Origin of the sequence: Dyadobacter sp. UC 10, from assembly GCF_008369915.1 — a bacterium.
In the GTDB taxonomy this organism is placed as follows: domain Bacteria; phylum Bacteroidota; class Bacteroidia; order Cytophagales; family Spirosomataceae; genus Dyadobacter.
On the sequence record NZ_VSRN01000001.1, the window covers coordinates 2420195 to 2439747 of the forward strand.

Below are 19553 nucleotides of genomic sequence, written 5' to 3' on the forward strand. Positions count from 1 at the left end.
CCTCTATGAAGTTTGTTAAAGCTTTCATTTCTCTGGCCGTCACCATAGGGCTTGTATATCTTTTAGATAATCCGCTCGGTCCTGCCCCTGCACTAGGGCCGTTCCTTAGTCCGTTCTCGGGCTTTGGACAAAATGGCGAGGGTGCCGCTGATCCGAAAAGTGAATTGATATTAAAGCTCGACAGCCTGCAAAGTGAGGTGGTTATTCGTTTCGATGATACAGGCGTACCCCATATTTTTGCCAAAAATGACTTCGACCTTTTCTACGCACAAGGTTATATTACAGCGAAAGACCGGCTATGGCAAATGGACCTGCAAACCCGGGCTGCATCGGGCCGGCTTTCTGAGATTCTTGGCCGGGTAACGCTGGATATGGATTTACAAAGTCGCCGCCTGGGAATGGGTTATGGCGCGGAGGCGAATTTTAAAATGGCGATGAGTGAGCCTCAATCCCGAACCGCGCTGCTGGGCTACACTGCCGGAGTGAATGCCTATATCAACCAACTTACCCCGAAAGAATACCCGATTGAATTCAAGCTTTTGGGCTATAAACCCGAACCGTGGAAGCCGATCAATACCATGTACATGCTCGAACAAATGACACTCACGCTGGCCGGGAGATCGAATGAACTGGCGATGACAGAGCTGCTTAAAAAGTATGGTAAAGGTATCATCGACAATATATTTCCTGATTATCCCATGCTTCAGGAAAGTCCGGTCATTCCTTCCGGGACTGCCTGGGATTTTGAACCGCTGTCAATTCCCGAAAAAACTGATACTTCCACCAGCCTTGACCAGATCGGGTTTGTGAACAGCCCGCTGAGAATTCTACCCAAATCCAGTCCCAAAGTGGAAGGTATTGGAAGCAATAACTGGGCTGTAAGCGCAGAAAAGTCGATTACCGGCTTTCCCATTCTCGCCAATGATCCGCATTTGGAACTCACACTGCCGTCGATCTGGTACCAGGTACAGCTGCATTCCCCTGAAATGAATGTGTACGGTGTATCCCTGCCCGGCATTCCAAGCGTGATAATTGGATTTAATCAAAATGTAGCATGGGGTGTTACCAATGTAGATGCAGACGTGTTTGATCTTTATAAAATTAGATTCAAAGACGCTTCCCGGTCGCATTACTGGCATGATAACCAGTGGAAACCGACCAGATCGAGAAAAGAGCTGGTATTTATCAAAGGCGAAAAACAGCCCGTCACCGAGGAGGTCATTTACACGCATCACGGGCCGGTCACTGAATTTGACAATTCCGCTGAGAAACTTCCAAATCTGGCCATCAAATGGATTGGTCACGAGCCTGGTAACAGCTTCATGACTTTCTATCAGCTTAACCGTGCAAAAAACTACGACGACTACCGCACCGCATTGGCTAGATATGTGGGTCCTGCGCAGAATTTCGTATTTGCGGATAATAGTAAAAATATCGCATTGACGGTCAATGGTAAGCTTCCTGTCAAATACAGGGAGCAAGGCAAATTTTTACTGGACGGCACTATTCGTGCAGACGATTGGATGGGCTGGATACCGCCGGAGCAAAATCCATTTGTAAAAAATCCGGAACGCGGTTACGTCAGCAGCGCCAACCAGTCGAGTACCGACACTACTTATCCTTACTACATCAACTGGGTTTTTGCACCTTCGGAACGCGGGATCCGGATCAACGAAAGATTGGAAGCAATGTCACAAGCCAATGCTGATAGTCTACGTTCTCTTCAAAATGACAATTTCAGCGTGTTGGCAAGAACCATATTGCCCCGACTGCTTGACGTACTTTCTTCCACCGCATTATCTCCCGGTGAAAAGGCCGCCAAAATCATCCTCACGAACTGGGACTATCAGAATACACCTAACTCCGTCGCAGCAGCCATTTTTGAAGAATGGGTACCTATTATAAGGAATGCAATCTGGGCTGACGAATTTGCCGGCGAACTCCCTACACGCGACCGCACGCTGTACCTGCTTTTAAAACAACCCAATGAAAAATGGTTTGACAATATTAATACGCCTGAAAAGGAAACGATGAAAGATATTGTTTACCAAAGTTTAAAAGCCACACTGGATACGTTGACCTCCCGACACGGCAATATGAGCCCTGCCTGGCAGTGGTCGAAAGTAAAAGGTACCGAAATCAGGCACCTGAGCCGGAGCCTGAAAGCATTCAATGCACCCCCGATCACGACGGGAGGAGGCAGCGGGATCGTGAATGCTACTACTAAAAGGCATGGGCCTTCGTGGCGAATGGTGGTTGAATTAGGTCCGACCCCGCGCGCCTATGGCATTTATCCCGGGGGCCAATCCGGCAACCCCGGCAGTCCATATTATCTGAACCTTTTAAATAAATGGGAAAAAGGCGAACTGAACGAACTGTTGTTCCTGAATTCGCCTGACGAGCAAAATCCACGTTTGACATCCCGTATCACATTACAAGAGAAATAAGGCGACTTATGAATTTCATTATCATCTTGCTGATCACTGCCTTGCTGCAGATTTTTTTACCCTGGTGGGTTATTGCAGTTGTTCCTTTCCTGATTCACATCTGGCGGCCGACGGCTGCATTCAACGCTTTTTGGATCAGCTTTCTCGCAGTTGGTGCACTTTGGCTCGGGTATGGCTACTATTTGCATGTAGTCTCAAATGGCGGTATTTCAGACCGTATTGCGCAGATTTTCTTCTTGCCAAATGGTGTCTTGCTGCTTTTTATAAGCGCCCTCATCGGCGGGCTTATGGCTGGTTCTGCGGGACTTTCCGGTTTTCTGGTCAGGCATATTTTCAATCAGGAACAGCGTAACTAATCATCTTCGGCAGACGCTTTTAAGGGTGTGTGATATTCATTGTACTTAAACACAAATCCTTATCTTTGCGGCTCGTTCAAAAAATATAAACTTTAAAGACGTGAACAATAATACTTCGTTGATCTGGAACATTGTGCTTTCATTGGCCGTAGCAGTACTTTTTTTCCTTCACTTTTCCAGTAAACCATCGGGCGATTCCGGTGCAGTTGCAGATGGTAATGTAGTAGCAGGCCGTAAAACAGTTTATGTTCAAATAGACTCTCTTTTGAAAAATTACGAGTTCTTCAAGGATACCAGAAAAGAACTTGAGAACAAGAATTTCCAACTGGAAAATGAATTGAATACAAAAGGACGTTCACTGCAAAACGAAGTAGCGTTTTTCCAGCAAAAGGCGCAGACGATGACGCCTGAGCAAGCCAGATCAACAGAAGCACAGTTGATGAAAAAACAGCAGGATTTAATGGCCTACCGCGATCAGTCGGCACAGGCACTGGGCCAGGAAGAGGCTAAGAAAAACGAGGAGCTTTACAAAAACATCCGGGCATATATCGATAAATACAATAAAGAAAATGGCTTTGAATTCGTTCTGGGCTATTCTTTAGGCGGTGGTATTCTGTTTGCCAACCCTTCTTTGGATGTAACCCAAAAGATCCTTGACGGATTGAATAAAGAATACAAATCAGATGGTAAACCAGCAGCAGCTGACTCAACCAAGAAGAAATAACAAATAGTATCAGGACCATAAAAAAGCTGGCGGTTCAGATGAACCGCCAGCTTTTTTATGGGTATTGATGTCTAAAATTACACTGCAGAAGAAGAGAACTTCGCGCCAATGTATTCTCTGTTCATACGTGCAATATTTTCCAGACTGATTTCTTTCGGGCATTCCGCTGAGCAAGCTCCTGTATTGGTACAAGCTCCAAATCCCTCGGCGTCCATCTGAGCCACCATTTTCTCTGCGCGAATACTCCGCTCAGCCTGGCCTTGCGGCAACAACGCAAGCTGTGAAATTTTCGCAGAAACAAACAGCATTGCGGAAGCATTTTTACAAGCCGCTACACAAGCCCCGCATCCGATACAGGCAGCCGCAGAAAATGCATCGTCAGCCGATTCTTTTGGAATAGGTAAACTGTTGGCATCCTGCGCATTACCTGTATTTACTGAGATAAATCCTCCCGCAGATATAACCCTGTCAAATGCATCCCGGTCTACTACCAAATCCTTGATCACGGGAAAAGCCGAAGCTCTCCAGGGCTCAACTACAATCGTATCTCCGTCATTGAAAGACCGCATATGCAACTGACAGGTCGTAACTCCTCTCAGTGGTCCATGAGGGCGGCCATTGATATACATGGAGCACGCTCCGCAAATTCCTTCCCGGCAATCGTGATCAAATGACACTGGCTCCTTTCCTTCTTCGATAAGCTGTTCGTTCAACACATCGAACATTTCAAGAAAAGACATATCGGGGGAAACGTGGTCGAGATTGTAATTCTCAAATCCCCCTTGTGTATCGCTATTGCTTTGTCTCCAGACTTTAAGCTTAATATGCATGTTACCTGCACTCATCTTTGTAATATTTAATGATTGTCAATGAACCGTTCGTCTGGCCAACTATCGACGGCCGGTATTCCGGTTATTTATAACTTCTCTGGGCAATCTTAATGTTTTCGTAAATCAACTCCTCCTTATGAAGTTCCCACTCCTCAGGTCCCTTGTGCTCCCATGCTGAAACGAACATATAGTTTTCATCGTCACGCATTGCTTCACCTTCCTCAGTCTGATATTCTTCGCGGAAGTGACCTCCGCAGGATTCGTTTCTTGTCAGGGCATCGATACACATCAACTCGCCTAACTCGATAAAATCAGCCACGCGGTTTGCCTTGTCCAGTTCAGGATTGAAATAGGTTGCTGTTCCCATTACTTTTACATCTCTCCAAAACTCCTCTCTCAGCTGGCGAATCTCGACGATCGCCTCCTTCAAACCCTGCTCATTCCGCGCCATTCCGCATTTATCCCACATGATCTTACCCAGGCGGCGGTGGAAAAGTTCGGGTGATGTTTTACCCTGGATGCGGAGCAGTTTTTCGATACGGTCTCTTACTTCCTGTTCTGTTTTTACAAATGCCTCATGGTCCGTCGAGATTTTGCCGGTCCTGATCTCATTCGCGAGGTAAGCCCCGATTGTATATGGTATTACAAAATAACCGTCGGCCAGACCCTGCATCAGCGCAGAAGCACCAAGACGGTTGGCACCATGGTCGGAAAAATTAGCTTCTCCCAAAGCATACAGTCCAGGTACTGTGGTCATCAGGTTGTAATCTACCCAAAGTCCGCCCATTGTATAGTGAACAGCCGGGTAAATACGCATAGGGACCTGGTATGGATCTTCGCCTGTGATCTGCTTGTACATATCGAACAGGTTACCATATTTCTCTTTCACAACGGCCTTACCCCAGGTGATTATATCCGACTCGGACGCATTATGAATATTATTTTTGTTCGCTTCCGCTTTTCCGTAACGTTCTACTGCTGCGGCAAAGTCAAGGAAAACGGCCAGTTTGGAACTTCCTACACCATAACCCGCGTCACAACGTTCCTTGGCGGCACGCGAAGCGATATCTCTTGGTACAAGGTTACCAAATGCAGGGTAACGCCTTTCCAGGTAATAATCACGCTCTTCCTCAGGAATTTCATTACCCGGGCGCGTGTCATTTTTAGCTTTTGGTACCCAGATCCGGCCATCGTTACGAAGCGATTCGGACATCAAAGTCAGTTTCGACTGATGCTCTCCCGATACCGGAATACAGGTCGGGTGAATTTGCGTAAAGCAGGGATTTCCAAAGTATGCGCCGCGCTTGTGTGCCTTCCAGGCTGCTGTCACGTTACTCCCCATCGCATTGGTCGACAGGTAGAATACGTTCCCGTAACCGCCCGAGCACAGCAATACTGCATGAGCTGCATGTCTTTCCAGCTCACCGGTAATCAGGTTTCTGGCAATGATACCGCGGCATTTACCGTCAATATTTACGATATCCAGCATTTCGTGGCGGTTGTACATTTTAACAGTACCCATGCCAACCTGACGCTGCAAACCTGAGTATGCACCCAGAAGCAATTGCTGGCCTGTTTGACCAGCTGCATAAAATGTCCGCTGAACCTGCGTACCACCAAATGATCGGTTGGAAAGCAAGCCGCCGTATTCACGTGCAAAAGGTACGCCGGCAGCTACACATTGGTCTATGATATTACCTGAAACTTCCGCCAGACGGTGTACATTACCTTCTCTGGAACGGTAGTCGCCTCCTTTGATCGTATCATAAAAAAGACGGTAAACCGAATCACCGTCATTTTGATAGTTTTTTGCTGCATTGATCCCTCCTTGCGCGGCGATCGAGTGCGCGCGGCGGGGGGAATCCTGAAAACAAAAGGCTTTTACTGCATATCCCAGCTCTGCCAGTGTGGCAGCGGCAGACGCTCCTGCCAAACCGGTTCCTATTACGATAATTTCAAGATTACGTTTATTCGCGGGATTTACCAGAGGTACGGAAGAACGGTATTTGCTCCATTTAGTTTCCAGTTGTCCCTGAGGTATTTTGGCATCCAGACGAGAAGAAGTCGCCATATTAATTTTATTTAATCGAAATTTTGAAATGAAAAAAGAACCACCGGCATATACCGGTACCCGTTTTATTTAACCCAACCCAGATATATGGAGATCGGCATCAGCGCAAAAAGAATCGGAACTACGATTGAAAAAGCTGTCCCGATAAAGGAAATAATGCCATTGTACTTCACGTGATTCAGGCCAAGGGACTGGAACGCGCTTTTAAAACCGTGCAGTAAATGCCAGAACAATGAGATACAGCCGGCCACATAAATCAGGACAACCCAGATATTCTGGAAAATGTCGAGCATCATCTGATATAAATTGAGTTCCTCTCCGGTCACGAACTGGTTGGAGCGGTTAGGTATCCAGAAATGCGAGGTGTGAACCACTAAAAAAATCAACAGCAGGGTACCGAGCAAACCCATACTTCTGGAATACCAGGTACTGTTGGCAGAAGCATTATTCACAGCGTAATTGACGGGGCGGGCCTCTCTGTTATTTTTCCAAAGAATAAGCCCGTCTGCAATGTGCAGCAGAAAGCCAGCGACCAGTACGATTTCCAGTGTCCGAATGATCGGGTTGGTACCCATAAAGTGGCCCCAATGCGTAAAAGTTTCGCCACCGTCATTGTAAAAGATCATTGCATTAATGGTCGCATGGATGACCAGAAAACTGATTAAAAATAGTCCGGTAAGAGCCATCAGAAGCTTTTTCCCGATAGAGCTCGTTAACGTTTGTGAAAACCACGACATATGAAAAACAAATGGTTTTAGTGCAAAAAAATGAGGTATATTTAGAACCTTTCAAAGGTATATCACAAACCGTACCGAGGCAATAAAACAAGTTCATTTTTGTGGTATGCCTTATTATTTATAATCATTATGAAGAAATTTTAAGTTGCTTCAATCAGGCGTCGGCTAATGTGTCTGAAATTGGCTTCCGGCCAGGAAAAAACCGCGTTTTGTTTACACAATCCACACACATTTTAAGTCCGATATTTCGTTGAAGCTTATGATCAGGCAAATCCCTAATTTTTTATGTCACTTACTTTACGATCCCTTCTAACTTTCATCTGTTTTGCGGCCTTTCTTTTTTCAGTTTCAGAAGTAAAAGCTACTCACTTCCGGGCTGGAGAAATTACAGCCAAACGTAAGTCTGGCCTGACCTACGAAATCAAGCTATCCGCTTATTTTGACGTTTCACCTGACGGCAAGAATGCGGCAGACGCAGCTACATTTGTGGATTTTTATTTCGGGACCGACGGGCCGAGGCGTGTAGACAGGATACCGGGCACCATTCGCAATATTGGTAACAACACGACTTATAACGAATATATCACAACCTACACCTTCCCATCTGCCAATAAAGCCTATCAGATTTCGGTGCGAATGGAAAATCGTAACGCAAATACGCTGAACCTTAACAATGGAATTGCAACGCAAACGCTTAATTTTTTCGTTCACAGCACTTTGGAGATTAATGCACAATTTGGTAGTAATCAAACTCCCATTATGCTCAATGCGCCCATTGATCTTGCAGCCGTAGGGCAGCGTTATGTCCATAATCCAAATGCATTTGACGCCGATGGCGACAGCCTTGCTTACAAACTATTTGTGCCTCAGCAAAGTGCTGGTGGCGGAGTTGGGGTCAATATTCCGTACAGTCACCCCAGCATGATCGGGGCGCCGGGGCGGACAGAAGCCGGCGCATCACCTGCCACCTTTACCCTCGACGAGAGAACCGGCGACCTTGTCTGGGATGCCCCGGCAATGAAGGGGCAATACAATGTGGCCTTTGTTGTAGAAGAATGGAGGGACGGTTTCTTAATAGGGCAAATTGTGAGGGATATGCAGATTTTGGTGGAAGATGCCCGCAATGACCGTCCTTTGATGGACCCACTGCCCGACCTCTGCGTGGAAGCAGGTACTTTTATCAACCAGCAGGTCAAAGCCACCGACAAGAACGGTGACAGGCTTACACTTACCTCCACCGGAGGGGTGTACCAGAACGGGCTGGTCAAACCTGACCTGGCCGCTTTCAATGTAGCACAGCAGGGCGCACAGAATACCGTCACAGGACAGTTTACCTGGCAGACTTCCTGCGACCATATCCGGCTGGAACCCTACGATGTGCTCTTCAAGGTCGAGGATGCGCCTGCGCCGGGAACGCCCAATCCCGGATTGTTCCGGAAGCTGGTCGATATGACCACATTAAGTATCCGCGTCTACGGGCCCAAGCCCACAGGACTCAGGGCCGTCGCAGCTACCGACCCGGCAGGGACGGCATACCGCCTCAACTGGGATGCCTATAAATGCCAGGTCACAGGCGCAAGGGTCGTTATTTACAGAAAAGAAGGCTGTACGGATATACCCGATGATGTCTGTACCACTGGCATACCACCCGGCTCAGGCTATGAGGAAGTGGCCCGTGTGCCCGTTACCCAGACTACCTACCTGGACAATAATGACGGTGACGGCCTTCGCCCAGGCGTTTCTTACAGCTACCGCCTGGTCGTGATTTTCCCAAGGCCGGGAACTAACGGCACTGAGCCCGGAAGCCTGGTAGGCGGAGGGGAAAGTATGGCTTCTGACGAGTTCTGCCTTAAACTGCCTATCCTGATGCCGGTCATTACCAATGTAACCGTTGATTCCACCAGCGAGACAAGGGGCGTGATCACTGTTAAATGGACCAAACCGGCCGCACCATCGGGACTGCCGGCACAGTACCGCCTGTTCAGGGCTACCGGCCAGGGCGGTACCGACTTCTCACTGGTTGCAACCATCAATACCAACCTGACAGCAGGCGCGGCAGACACCATTTTTGTCGACAGGGCATTGAACACACTGGTCAACCCTTACAACTACAAACTCGAATACTGGACCACACAGGGCGGCAAGCTCGTCAAGTTTGATCAGACAGAGACCGCAAGCAGTGTCCGCCTCGAACAGGGAGCCGCCGAGCCGACACGCGTCAGGCTCAACTGGTCGGCGCTGGTGCCATGGGACAACTCCAACCGTGTACACAGGGTGTACCGCGAGGACAAAACCAAACCCGGCACTTTCAACCGCATTGCAGACGTGCCCGTTGGCCCGGCACAGAACTTTACTTTTACCGATGACGGCGTAGACAGGTATGCGGCCGACGGTACGGTCAATATCACCATCGTCAACGATTCCACCTATTGCTACAAAGTAGAAACCGTCGGTTCTTACAACAACAGCCAGATCAGGCCGGCCGTACTTTATAACTTCTCCCAAATACTTTGCGTATCCTCTTCGGACACCACCAAGCCATGCCCGCCCGTGCTCGCACTCGACCCGCTCAACTGCGATTCGCTCAAGGCACACCCCGATGCTTTTTGTGATTCCCCCACATTTACCAACCACCTTTCCTGGACTTATCCTGAGCAGGTCGACGGAAAAGAGTGCGACCCCAACGTGTCGGCCTATAAAGTGTATTACGCCAGGTATGAGGACGAAACACCGGCTTTGATCGCAACGGTAACCATCCCGCCTGCCCCGCTGGCCACTACTTACGACCATGCAGGGCTCACTTCTTTTGCAGGATGCTATTATGTCACGGCAGTCAACAGGTTCGGGGCCGAAAGTGCCCCCAGCAACATTGTATGCAAAGACAACTGTCCGATGTATGTGCTGCCAAACGTCTTTACGCCCAACGGGGACTCTAAAAACGATATCTTCCAGCCTTACGAATGCCCCGCTTTTGTGCAGTCCCTCGAATTCAAGGCATTCAACAGATGGGGCGCCAAAGTCTTCTCCACCAATGATGTCAATATCAACTGGAACGGAAAAACGAATGCTGGAAAGGACCTGGCAGCAGGACAGTACTATTACGAGGCTACCGTATACTTCGAATCTTCAAAAAAACAAAGCACACCTACCACAATCAAAGGGTGGGTCCAGATTATCAGGTAGGAATTCATAAATATCAGGTTTAAGAGGGTGAGTTTGGTTAAAGAAGTAGTTTTATAAGTGTGCATAAACACATATATTCGCTTCGGAGGGTACACATTTTTGTTTTAAATTTTCGTTCATTAAAACAATGGAGGGATTATTTAACAGTACCTGACAACCTCTATCCAATTAGCTTGATTCTGATATCTATGCGCTCTTCTCTACGAATACTATTATATACTTTTTCGGTTTGTTTGCTGTTGACCGGTTTTGATGCCACGGCAACGCACATCCGGGCCGGTGAGATTACCGCCAGAAGGATTTCAGGCCTTACCTATGAGCTAAAACTCACCGCGTATTTCGATATTCAAAACGGCCCAGGTGCTGCAGAGGCGCAGAACTCCATATTTTTTACGATCGGGAATGTACGATCTACCGGCACACCTGTGATCCTGGAAGCCCCTCGCTCAGAACGTGTGCCTCCAGAAATCGGTAACAGCACTACCCGCAACACGTACATTATCAACTATACATTCCCCACTGCGGCAGCTTACCGGATATCATTTGAAGAGGATAACCGGAATAACGGGATTCTTAACATCGGCCCGCCTCCCACACAAAGTCTCAACTTTTATGTAAGTACCATTCTCGAAATTAATCCGCAGTTCGGGGCCAACCAGACGCCGGTACTGCTCAATGCACCCATTGACCTGGCAGCCGTAGGGCAGCGGTACATCCACAATCCAAATGCATTTGACGCCGATGGCGACAGCCTTGCCTATCGCCTTTTTGTACCGCAACAAAGCGGCGTTAACGGGGCGGGTGTTAACCTCCAATACGTAAATCCTAATCAGATCGGGGCGCCAGGCCAGACTGAAGCCGGCGCGTCACCTGCCACTTTCAGCCTTAACGAGGTTACCGGAGACCTGATTTGGGATGCACCTGTTACCAAAGGGTATTATAATGTTGCTTTTACAGTAGAAGAATGGCGCGATGGGGTCTTAATAGGCCAGATCGTGCGTGATATGCAGATTATCGTTGACGATGCCCGCAATGACCGTCCCTTGATGGACCCACTGCCCGACCTCTGCGTAGAAGCAGGTACTTTTATCAACCAGCAGGTCAAAGCCACCGACAAGAACGGCGACAGGCTTACACTTACCTCCACCGGAGGGGTATACCAGAACGGGCTGGTCAAACCTGACCTGGCCGCTTTCAATGTAGCACAGCAGGGCGCACAGAATACCGTCACAGGACAGTTTACCTGGCAGACTTCCTGCGACCATATCCGGCTGGAACCCTACGATGTGCTCTTCAAGGTCGAGGATGCGCCTGCGCCGGGAACGCCCAATCCCGGATTGTTCCGGAAGCTGGTCGATATGACCACATTAAGTATCCGCGTCTACGGGCCCAAGCCCACAGGACTCAGGGCCGTCGCAGCTACCGACCCGGCAGGGACGGCATACCGCCTCAACTGGGATGCCTATAAATGCCAGGTCACAGGCGCAAGGGTCGTTATTTACAGAAAAGAAGGCTGTACGGATATACCCGATGATGTCTGTACCACTGGCATACCACCCGGCTCAGGCTATGAGGAAGTGGCCCGTGTGCCCGTTACCCAGACTACCTACCTGGACAATAATGACGGTGACGGCCTTCGCCCAGGCGTTTCTTACAGCTACCGCCTGGTCGTGATTTTCCCAAGGCCGGGAACTAACGGCACTGAGCCCGGAAGCCTGGTAGGCGGAGGGGAAAGTATGGCTTCTGACGAGTTCTGCCTTAAACTGCCTATCCTGATGCCGGTCATTACCAATGTAACCGTTGATTCCACCAGCGAGACAAGGGGCGTGATCACTGTTAAATGGACCAAACCGGCCGCACCATCGGGACTGCCGGCACAGTACCGCCTGTTCAGGGCTACCGGCCAGGGCGGTACCGACTTCTCACTGGTTGCAACCATCAATACCAACCTGACAGCAGGCGCGGCAGACACCATTTTTGTCGACAGGGCATTGAACACACTCGTCAACCCTTACAACTACAAACTCGAATACTGGACCACACAGGGCGGCCAGCTCGTCAAGTTTGATCAGACAGAGACCGCAAGCAGTGTCCGCCTCGAACAGGGAGCGGCCGAGCCGACACGCGTCAGGCTCAACTGGTCGGCGCTGGTGCCATGGGACAACTCCAACCGGGTACACAGGGTGTACCGTGAGGACAAAACCAAACCCGGCACGTTCAACCGCATTGCAGACGTGCCCGTTGGCCCGGCACAGAACTTTACTTTTACCGATGACGGCGTAGACAGGTATGCGGCCGACGGTACGGTCAATATCACCATCGTCAACGATTCCACCTATTGCTACAAAGTAGAAACCGTCGGTTCTTACAACAACAGCCAGATCAGGCCGGCCGTACTTTATAACTTCTCCCAAATACTTTGCGTATCCTCTTCGGACACCACCAAGCCATGCCCGCCCGTGCTCGCACTCGACCCGCTCAACTGCGATTCGCTCAAGGCACACCCCGATGCTTTTTGTGATTCCCCCACATTTACCAACCACCTTTCCTGGACTTATCCTGAGCAGGTCGACGGAAAAGAGTGCGACCCCAACGTGTCGGCCTATAAAGTGTATTACGCCAGGTATGAGGACGAAACACCGGCTTTGATCGCAACGGTAACCATCCCGCCTGCCCCGCTGGCCACTACTTACGACCATGCAGGGCTCACTTCTTTTGCAGGATGCTATTATGTCACGGCAGTCAACAGGTTCGGGGCCGAAAGTGCCCCCAGCAACATTGTATGCAAAGACAACTGTCCGATGTATGTGCTGCCAAACGTCTTTACGCCCAACGGGGACTCTAAAAACGATATCTTCCAGCCTTACGAATGCCCCGCTTTTGTGCAGTCCCTCGAATTCAAGGCATTCAACAGATGGGGCGCCAAAGTCTTCTCCACCAATGATGTCAATATCAACTGGAACGGAAAAACGAATGCTGGAAAGGACCTGGCAGCAGGACAGTACTATTACGAGGCTACCGTATACTTCGAATCTTCAAAAAAACAAAGCACACCTACCACAATCAAAGGGTGGGTCCAGATTATCAGGTAGAGTGACCTTTTTTCTTTCAGATGCAATTATTTCCTTTGTAGCCCGCGCAAAATGTGCGGGCTTTTTTAATCTACCGTGAGCAAACTAAAATCCAGCATTATGAAGAGAGCATATATTTTCCCCGGACAAGGTTCTCAGTTCAAAGGAATGGGGCTTGACCTTTACCAATCTTCCGATTCGGCTAAGGCCCTTTTTGAAAAAGCCAAAGAGGTACTGGGCTTTGACATCACCAAGATTATGTTTGAGGGGACCGATGAGGAACTCAAACAGACTAATGTAACGCAACCTGCAATTTTCATACACTCCGTGATACTCGCCAAGATTAATCCGGATTTCAGCCCAAATATGGTTGCCGGGCATTCACTCGGCGAATTTTCTGCATTGGTCGCTGCCGGTACTTTATCTTTTGAGGAAGGACTCTCACTGGTTGCTAAAAGAGCCGATGCTATGCAGAAAGCCTGCGAGATCCGTCCGTCGACGATGGCAGCTATCCTTGGGCTAGCCGACAGTGTGATTGAAAAAGTATGCGCGGGAATCACCGATGAAATCGTGGTCCCCGCCAATTACAATTGTCCGGGTCAGGTGGTTATTTCCGGTTCTATCGAAGGGGTGGAAAAGGCTTGTGAATTATTGAAAGCAGCGGGCGCAAAACGCGCATTGATTTTACAGGTTGGCGGCGCATTTCACTCTCCGCTGATGGAGCCGGCGAGACAGGAACTGGCAGATGCTATTCACGACGCACAATTCGAACCCCCGATTTGCCCTATTTATCAAAATGTAAATGCGAAACCTGCAACGGAAGTTACGGTGATTAAAGAAAACCTTATTTCACAGCTTACTTCCCCCGTAAGGTGGACGCAATCCGTTGAGCAGATGGTCGCTGACGGTGCGGAAGTGTTCATTGAAAGTGGCCCTGGGAAGGTGTTGCAAGGCTTGGTCAAGAAGATCGCGAACACAGTGGAAGTACAAAGTATTTAATTTTTTTACGCAAAAGCTTGACAACTTAACCTTGTCACATTACTTTTGCACCACTGTTTACGGTTTTGGCCGATGGTGTAATGGTAACACAGGACATTTTGGTTGTCTTATTCAGGGTTCGAGTCCTTGTCGGCCAACAGTTTTAAAGTTAAACCGCTGTAATTGAAAAAATTACAGCGGTTTTTTATTTTAGGGGCCGAATTAGGGGACGTTATTGCTAGTTTTTTTGGATCAAATCCAAAACTTGTGGAGCAGATAGGGTTTATCTAGGTTTGTGTTTTTAATCAAACCAGTTCGTTTTGGAGAGCTTCCTTCCCATCATTCAGTTTTTCTTACCAGAGTTCATCCTCTTGAATTTCGAATTAACTTCCATCGACCGTCAGGATGATGTCTTCCACGTGCATATCGATTAGAAGAATGCTGATGATAATGATCCGGAGAGAAAGGACTTGCTCTCCAAAGGCTTTTTTCCGACTATAACTGTTCAAGATTTCCCTATCCGCGGCCATAAGGTCTTTCTTCACATCATCAAGCGCCAAAGGTGTCTTAAATACCAGGACAGGTAAAGTGGTTTACAGGGACTGGGCCGAAGTCGCAGAAGGAACGCGGATGACCAGTGAGTTTTCACGGTACGCCGTCGCGGGCTTTTTTAAAAGAAATCAATAGATACCAACCCGAATAGCGCCTGGGCAATTGGACGGTTTTATGGCGTGAATGGCAGGAGGCTACTACGTCAATATCGTGATTTTCGGAGTGGGTTTAAAGATTGGAATCAACGGAGGCACGCTAAGAAGTGGCTGCTATTTCCTCAAAATCTAGGATCTCACCTATCAATCGACGAGACCAGTCTTTCACATGGCGAATTGTATACCATCCTTACCAACAAAGCTGCAAAAGGTGGTAAGGGAAGTATAATAGCCATTGTAGCTGGTACGAAGGCTGAAACGGTTATTGAAATTATCCGCAAAATCCCGGAATCTCTGCGCAAGAAAGTGTCTGAAATTACCCTGGATATGGCCGGCAGCATGTCAATGATGGCCAAACGATGCTTCCCTAGAGCAACCAGGATTACAGACCGTTTTCACGTGCAAAGGTTAGCCATTGAAGCTTTGCAAGAAATCCGCATCAAACACCGCTGGGAGGCGCTGGATCAAGAAAATGACGCCATCGAGCTGGCAAAAGCTTTTCAGACAGAATATCAGCCAGAAATATTGCCCAACGGTGATACCGTAAAGCAATTAGTAGCACGGAGCAGATATTCATTGTATAAAAAGCCTAATACCTGGACTGACAGCCAAAAGGAAAGGACTCAACTGCTCTTTGAGCGTTTTCCAGACCTTAAAAAGGCATACGAACTAGCGTTGGAGCTCAGCAACATCTTCACAAATACGACAGAAAAGATTTACGGATTAACCAGACTAGCAAAGTGGCATGAAAAAGTCAGGCAGTCCGGCTTCAAATCCTCCAATACCGTCGCAAGATCGATTGAGAATCATTATAAAACCATCGTGAATTATTTTGATAACCGGAGCACCAATGCATCCGCTGAATCCTTCGATGCTAAAATCAAAGCATTCAGGGCTCAGTTTAGAGGTGTCAGGAATGTAGAATTCTTCCTGTACCGCCTGACTCGATTATATGCTTAATCCAAGTTGCTCCACAACATTTGGTCTTGATCCCTAATATTCCTCGAGGAACATCCCTCACAAAGGACTTACTTGCCTAATTGCAACATGTTTACAACCCAAAAGAGAAATAATTGATACATTTGTATCGGTAAAATATTAGTGCGATTACATTATTGCTGGCCACAGAATTACCACAACTCGAGCAAAGCAAGACAATGTATGTAGCGCGCCGTCTGGCGTGACTATATCATTTGCTTTGCAGGCCGTGGTAAGCCTTGTGGTCATTTGGTAGATGTCGCGCCTTTTTTATGCCTATTGTTTATCAAAACCACAAATTACCACGATCATGACTTTTTTATCTCAAAAGCTCACCTCCCTTCTAGGGCTGGCTGCTTTATCTATTTCTCTCTTTTCCTGTCCCGGCGGCCAAAACGTAGAGCCAGACGATTTATCCAATGATTTAATAGGCAATTACCATTCTGAGGATTCGAGCGACTATTTCGGTCCAACTCTGACAAATGATATTTATGATGTCGAGATAACCAGATCTAAGAAAAACGAGATAAATTTAAAAATTGTAAGGCAACTGCAGGTGCGCAGAAGATTGAACGAACCTTTCAAAAATTTCAGAGATAAAGAGGTTCGGTATTTTGAAGATGGAAAGGTTACAGAAACAAAAAGATTTGTAGTTAATGAAACGAGATCTACCGATTGGTATGATTCATATACAACTAAGACGGAAATCTATATTGAGGGTAAGCTGACGGGCGAAACCCTAGCATTAAGCGCAAGCTACAAATATCCTGCCTATAACGAGGATGATATCATAACGGTCAATTTAGAGAAAAAATAAACCCTTCCTAAATTATCCAACATATGGATTTCCTCAAAAACGCCCTCAGATGGTCCTTTATGACCATTTTATCTATTATAGTTTTCTTGATGCCGGATTTACTGTTGATGTTATCATTAATAATCCTAGTGAAGCTTCCGACATGGATGTGGATAGTGTTTGGAAGTGGTATACTGTGGTTTTTTATGGTGTCGGGAATGGCAATATGCAGCGGGATAGTAAAATGGCTGATTCATAGAGGTCCTCGCGCCAAGATTTCCCCGAATACTGTGAAGGTGAATGCCTTTTTGAACGCAAGTATAATTATTGGCTACTGGTGGTTTGGCAATGACAAGTTCTCATTTCAATCAGTAGTATGGAGAATAGTCTTGTATTGCAATATCATTTACCTATATGTCTATATTGAGCCGTAGGGATCAAGAAACCAAACCTACTGTTTTAATATCAAGTACATATTTTGGAGTAGTGCAAAAGCCGTTACCGAGCTGTGCAGCACCTGATTGCTGATCAACTCCCGAAGCGCGTATAATGCATCTTCTTTCAACCCGCCCCGATCTTCAATAAAGATGCAGGAGGTTTCTAAAATGTCCGATGCTGACCGCAAACAGATTTTCACTGTCATCGACGCACTCATACCTGATTTAACGTTAAAAGGAAATATGCTGTATAACAGAATAGGTTCCGAAACCATGGGTATACCGATTTGCTTTTTGCTCTTTTTAATCTGGCAAGCAAACGGCTCATTTCCAGGCTCAGGGACCTGAAAAACCAAAGGCTTTGCAAGATTAAGTCAAGTTTGGAACCAGGTTACAATGATTTGGCGTATCCGTCACTCAAATTTACAGGGACAGTCAATATTGACTACCTGAAAAAGAATGCCGAAGAACTTCGGAGAGCGGCCGCATCTCTGCAAACAGGAACAGTAACTGCTTCACTATTAATGAGCAAGCTGCAAGCATATCCCCGGCAAAACAATCTGATGTACGTCCTTCAGGCGTATGGGCAACTTGAAAAAACAGTATTCATCTGCAATTACCTGCTCAAACCACCATTGAGGAAAAAAGTGAACAAGCAACTAAATAAAGGGGAGCAGCTCCATAATCTAAGGATATACCTCCGGTTCGGGGGAGACGGTTTTGTACGCAAACAGCAAGAAATCGAGCAGCAGGTTTCAGCTCGAAGCCTTAATTTGCTTTCCAATATCGTCATGGTCTGGAATACCGTTTACATTCAGCAAATACTTAAAGAACTTGAAAATGAAGGACATATAGTTGATGAGCAAGATTTTGACCGGGTTTCACCGGCGCCATTTGAACATATCAATCGGTTAGGCAAATACAATTTTAAAGATCAGATCCAACTGGAAGACAACGGCCTGGGGGCTTTAAGAAAGCCAAAAAACACGAAACAAAACTAATTGCTTAGTTAGAAACCGTAAATTTTCGCACACTTGTAATGTGTGATGGTTCATAACATTCGCTACACTTACAATCATTTCTGATCCTTCAAAAAGTCATATTTGGATCATCGATTAATTCCAGGAAGTCGTTACATTAATGATCATTTTTTCTCGCAATCCCTCCCGCTTATCCCGAGGGTTGTGAGAAAAAATGAGACGATGCGGATTCAAATTATGTTGTTATGGCCACCGAAAGCCTGAAAGCAGATGCAAGGAAAAAATGGGTTACCCTCTATAAGCAAATCGGGAACGTATCGGTTGCAGCAAGGAGGTGCGGGATTGCTAGATCCACATTACAGCGTTGGATAAAACGGGAGGACGAAAATCTCTTTAGAGATCGGTCTCACCGTCCGCTTCGGTTGGGGCGACAAAAGTATCGTCATGAAGACGAGGCTCTCGTGCTTAAGGTACGCGATGAATTCAAGTATGGAAAACTCAGAATCTGCTCTCATCTGTTCAGGCTACATGATTTAAAGATTTCAACTTCTACCGTAGCGCGAATACTCGAAAAGCATTCAGTTGCACCTATTCGTCGATTCACTAAACATCGTCCTCCAATTCGATACGCTAAGCTCGTTCCTGGTGAACGTGTGCAGTTAGACGTTTGCAAGATCATAGCTGGCCTATATCAATACACAGCGATCGATGATTGTACCCGCCTTAGGGTGTTGAAACTTTACAAGCGTCGGTCGGCCGCCAATTCAATCGATTTTCTGGATAAACTCATCGAGGAATTTCATTACCCCATTCAACGTATTCAGACGGACAGAGGACAGGAGTTTTTTGCGGTCGCATTTCAGCAGAAGTTGATGGATTATTGCATCAAGTTTCGCCCCATAAAACCCAGGTCACCACATCTAAACGGCAAAGTCGAACGAAGCCAGCAGACTGATCTTCAGGAATTCTATTCAACGGTTGACCTGCGAGACCCCGAATTGGACGACAAACTTTCTCAATGGCAATTCCACTACAACTATTTCCGGCCGCACAGCTCGTTGGGTGGCAAGACTCCGATCGAATTTGCGTCCGAACACTCTGCTAGTGCGCCTTTCTGGGACCAAATCGAGGCACTCTACAACGAAACAAAAGAACGGATTCGAGAACAGGCCTACTGGCGAGACCTACGGATGGCAAAGTTGGCAAGGAAAAGCAAGACATAGTTTTGTCCTACATTTTGCCGACTTGTAGATGTAGC

General features: G+C 47.3%; 14 protein-coding genes, 1 tRNA gene and 1 pseudogene. 11 read left to right on the forward strand and 5 right to left on the reverse strand.

Annotation, left to right across the window (positions count from 1 at the left end):
- Positions 1-5 precede the first annotated feature (5 nt).
- The 3 genes from FXO21_RS09955 (at position 6) to FXO21_RS09965 (ending at position 3527) form a co-directional block, all read left to right on the forward strand.
- The gene (locus FXO21_RS09955) at positions 6-2447 is read left to right on the forward strand and encodes a penicillin acylase family protein (protein ID WP_149639941.1); all 2442 of its coding nucleotides are present in this window, start codon (positions 6-8) and stop codon (positions 2445-2447) included.
- 8 nt (positions 2448-2455) lie between these two features.
- A complete protein-coding gene (locus tag FXO21_RS09960; protein WP_149639942.1) occupies positions 2456-2803 on the forward strand; it encodes a hypothetical protein in 348 nt (115 codons plus the stop codon).
- A 100-nt stretch (positions 2804-2903) separates the two neighbouring features.
- Positions 2904-3527 (forward strand): OmpH family outer membrane protein, encoded by a 624-nt coding sequence (locus FXO21_RS09965; RefSeq protein WP_149639943.1) that lies wholly within the window; start codon positions 2904-2906, stop codon positions 3525-3527.
- A gap of 77 nt (positions 3528-3604) precedes the next feature.
- Here the strand turns inward: FXO21_RS09965 and FXO21_RS09970 are convergent, their stop codons facing one another.
- The 3 genes from FXO21_RS09970 to FXO21_RS09980 form a co-directional block, all read right to left on the reverse strand.
- Positions 3605-4357, reverse strand: a complete 753-nt coding sequence (locus FXO21_RS09970) for a succinate dehydrogenase/fumarate reductase iron-sulfur subunit (protein WP_225865908.1) — start codon at positions 4355-4357, stop codon at positions 3605-3607.
- 82 nt (positions 4358-4439) lie between these two features.
- The gene (locus FXO21_RS09975; protein ID WP_149639945.1) at positions 4440-6428 is read right to left on the reverse strand and encodes a fumarate reductase/succinate dehydrogenase flavoprotein subunit; all 1989 of its coding nucleotides are present in this window, start codon (positions 6426-6428) and stop codon (positions 4440-4442) included.
- A gap of 65 nt (positions 6429-6493) precedes the next feature.
- The gene (locus FXO21_RS09980; protein ID WP_149639946.1) at positions 6494-7165 is read right to left on the reverse strand and encodes a succinate dehydrogenase cytochrome b subunit; all 672 of its coding nucleotides are present in this window, start codon (positions 7163-7165) and stop codon (positions 6494-6496) included.
- 285 nt (positions 7166-7450) lie between these two features.
- On the opposite strand from FXO21_RS09980, the gene FXO21_RS09985 reads away from it, so the two are divergent.
- From FXO21_RS09985 to FXO21_RS10000, 4 genes are all read left to right on the forward strand, one after another.
- The gene (locus FXO21_RS09985; RefSeq protein WP_149639947.1) at positions 7451-10348 is read left to right on the forward strand and encodes a T9SS type B sorting domain-containing protein; all 2898 of its coding nucleotides are present in this window, start codon (positions 7451-7453) and stop codon (positions 10346-10348) included.
- 188 nt (positions 10349-10536) lie between these two features.
- Positions 10537-13440, forward strand: a complete 2904-nt coding sequence (locus tag FXO21_RS09990) for a T9SS type B sorting domain-containing protein (RefSeq protein ID WP_149639948.1) — start codon at positions 10537-10539, stop codon at positions 13438-13440.
- Between the two features lie 99 nt (positions 13441-13539).
- Positions 13540-14418, forward strand: coding sequence for an ACP S-malonyltransferase (gene fabD / locus FXO21_RS09995; RefSeq protein WP_149639949.1), 879 nt, complete (start codon positions 13540-13542; stop codon positions 14416-14418).
- 66 nt (positions 14419-14484) lie between these two features.
- Positions 14485-14555 (forward strand) — tRNA-Gln (locus FXO21_RS10000).
- Between the two features lie 225 nt (positions 14556-14780).
- On the opposite strand, the gene FXO21_RS29080 is transcribed toward FXO21_RS10000, so the two are convergent.
- Entirely contained in the window at positions 14781-14906 is a 126-nt protein-coding gene (locus tag FXO21_RS29080; protein ID WP_255486167.1) for a hypothetical protein, read from the reverse strand.
- Between the two features lie 222 nt (positions 14907-15128).
- Between FXO21_RS29080 and FXO21_RS10010 the strand changes: the two genes are divergently transcribed.
- Positions 15129-16064, forward strand: a complete 936-nt coding sequence (locus tag FXO21_RS10010; RefSeq protein ID WP_225865639.1) for an ISAon1 family transposase — start codon at positions 15129-15131, stop codon at positions 16062-16064.
- 328 nt (positions 16065-16392) lie between these two features.
- Complete coding sequence (locus FXO21_RS10015; RefSeq protein ID WP_149639951.1) at positions 16393-16899, forward strand: hypothetical protein; 507 nt, start codon at positions 16393-16395, stop codon at positions 16897-16899.
- 430 nt (positions 16900-17329) lie between these two features.
- Here FXO21_RS10015 and FXO21_RS10020 read toward each other — a convergent pair whose 3' ends face one another.
- A complete protein-coding gene (locus FXO21_RS10020; RefSeq protein WP_192579199.1) occupies positions 17330-17533 on the reverse strand; it encodes a hypothetical protein in 204 nt (67 codons plus the stop codon).
- 66 nt (positions 17534-17599) lie between these two features.
- On the opposite strand from FXO21_RS10020, the pseudogene FXO21_RS10025 reads away from it, so the two are divergent.
- Both FXO21_RS10025 and FXO21_RS10030 read left to right on the forward strand, forming a co-directional pair.
- Positions 17600-18316 (forward strand): annotated as a pseudogene (locus FXO21_RS10025) (Tn3 family transposase); the annotation flags it as partial.
- 224 nt (positions 18317-18540) lie between these two features.
- The gene (locus tag FXO21_RS10030) at positions 18541-19518 is read left to right on the forward strand and encodes an IS481 family transposase (protein WP_149639954.1); all 978 of its coding nucleotides are present in this window, start codon (positions 18541-18543) and stop codon (positions 19516-19518) included.
- Positions 19519-19553: the final 35 nt, after the last annotated feature.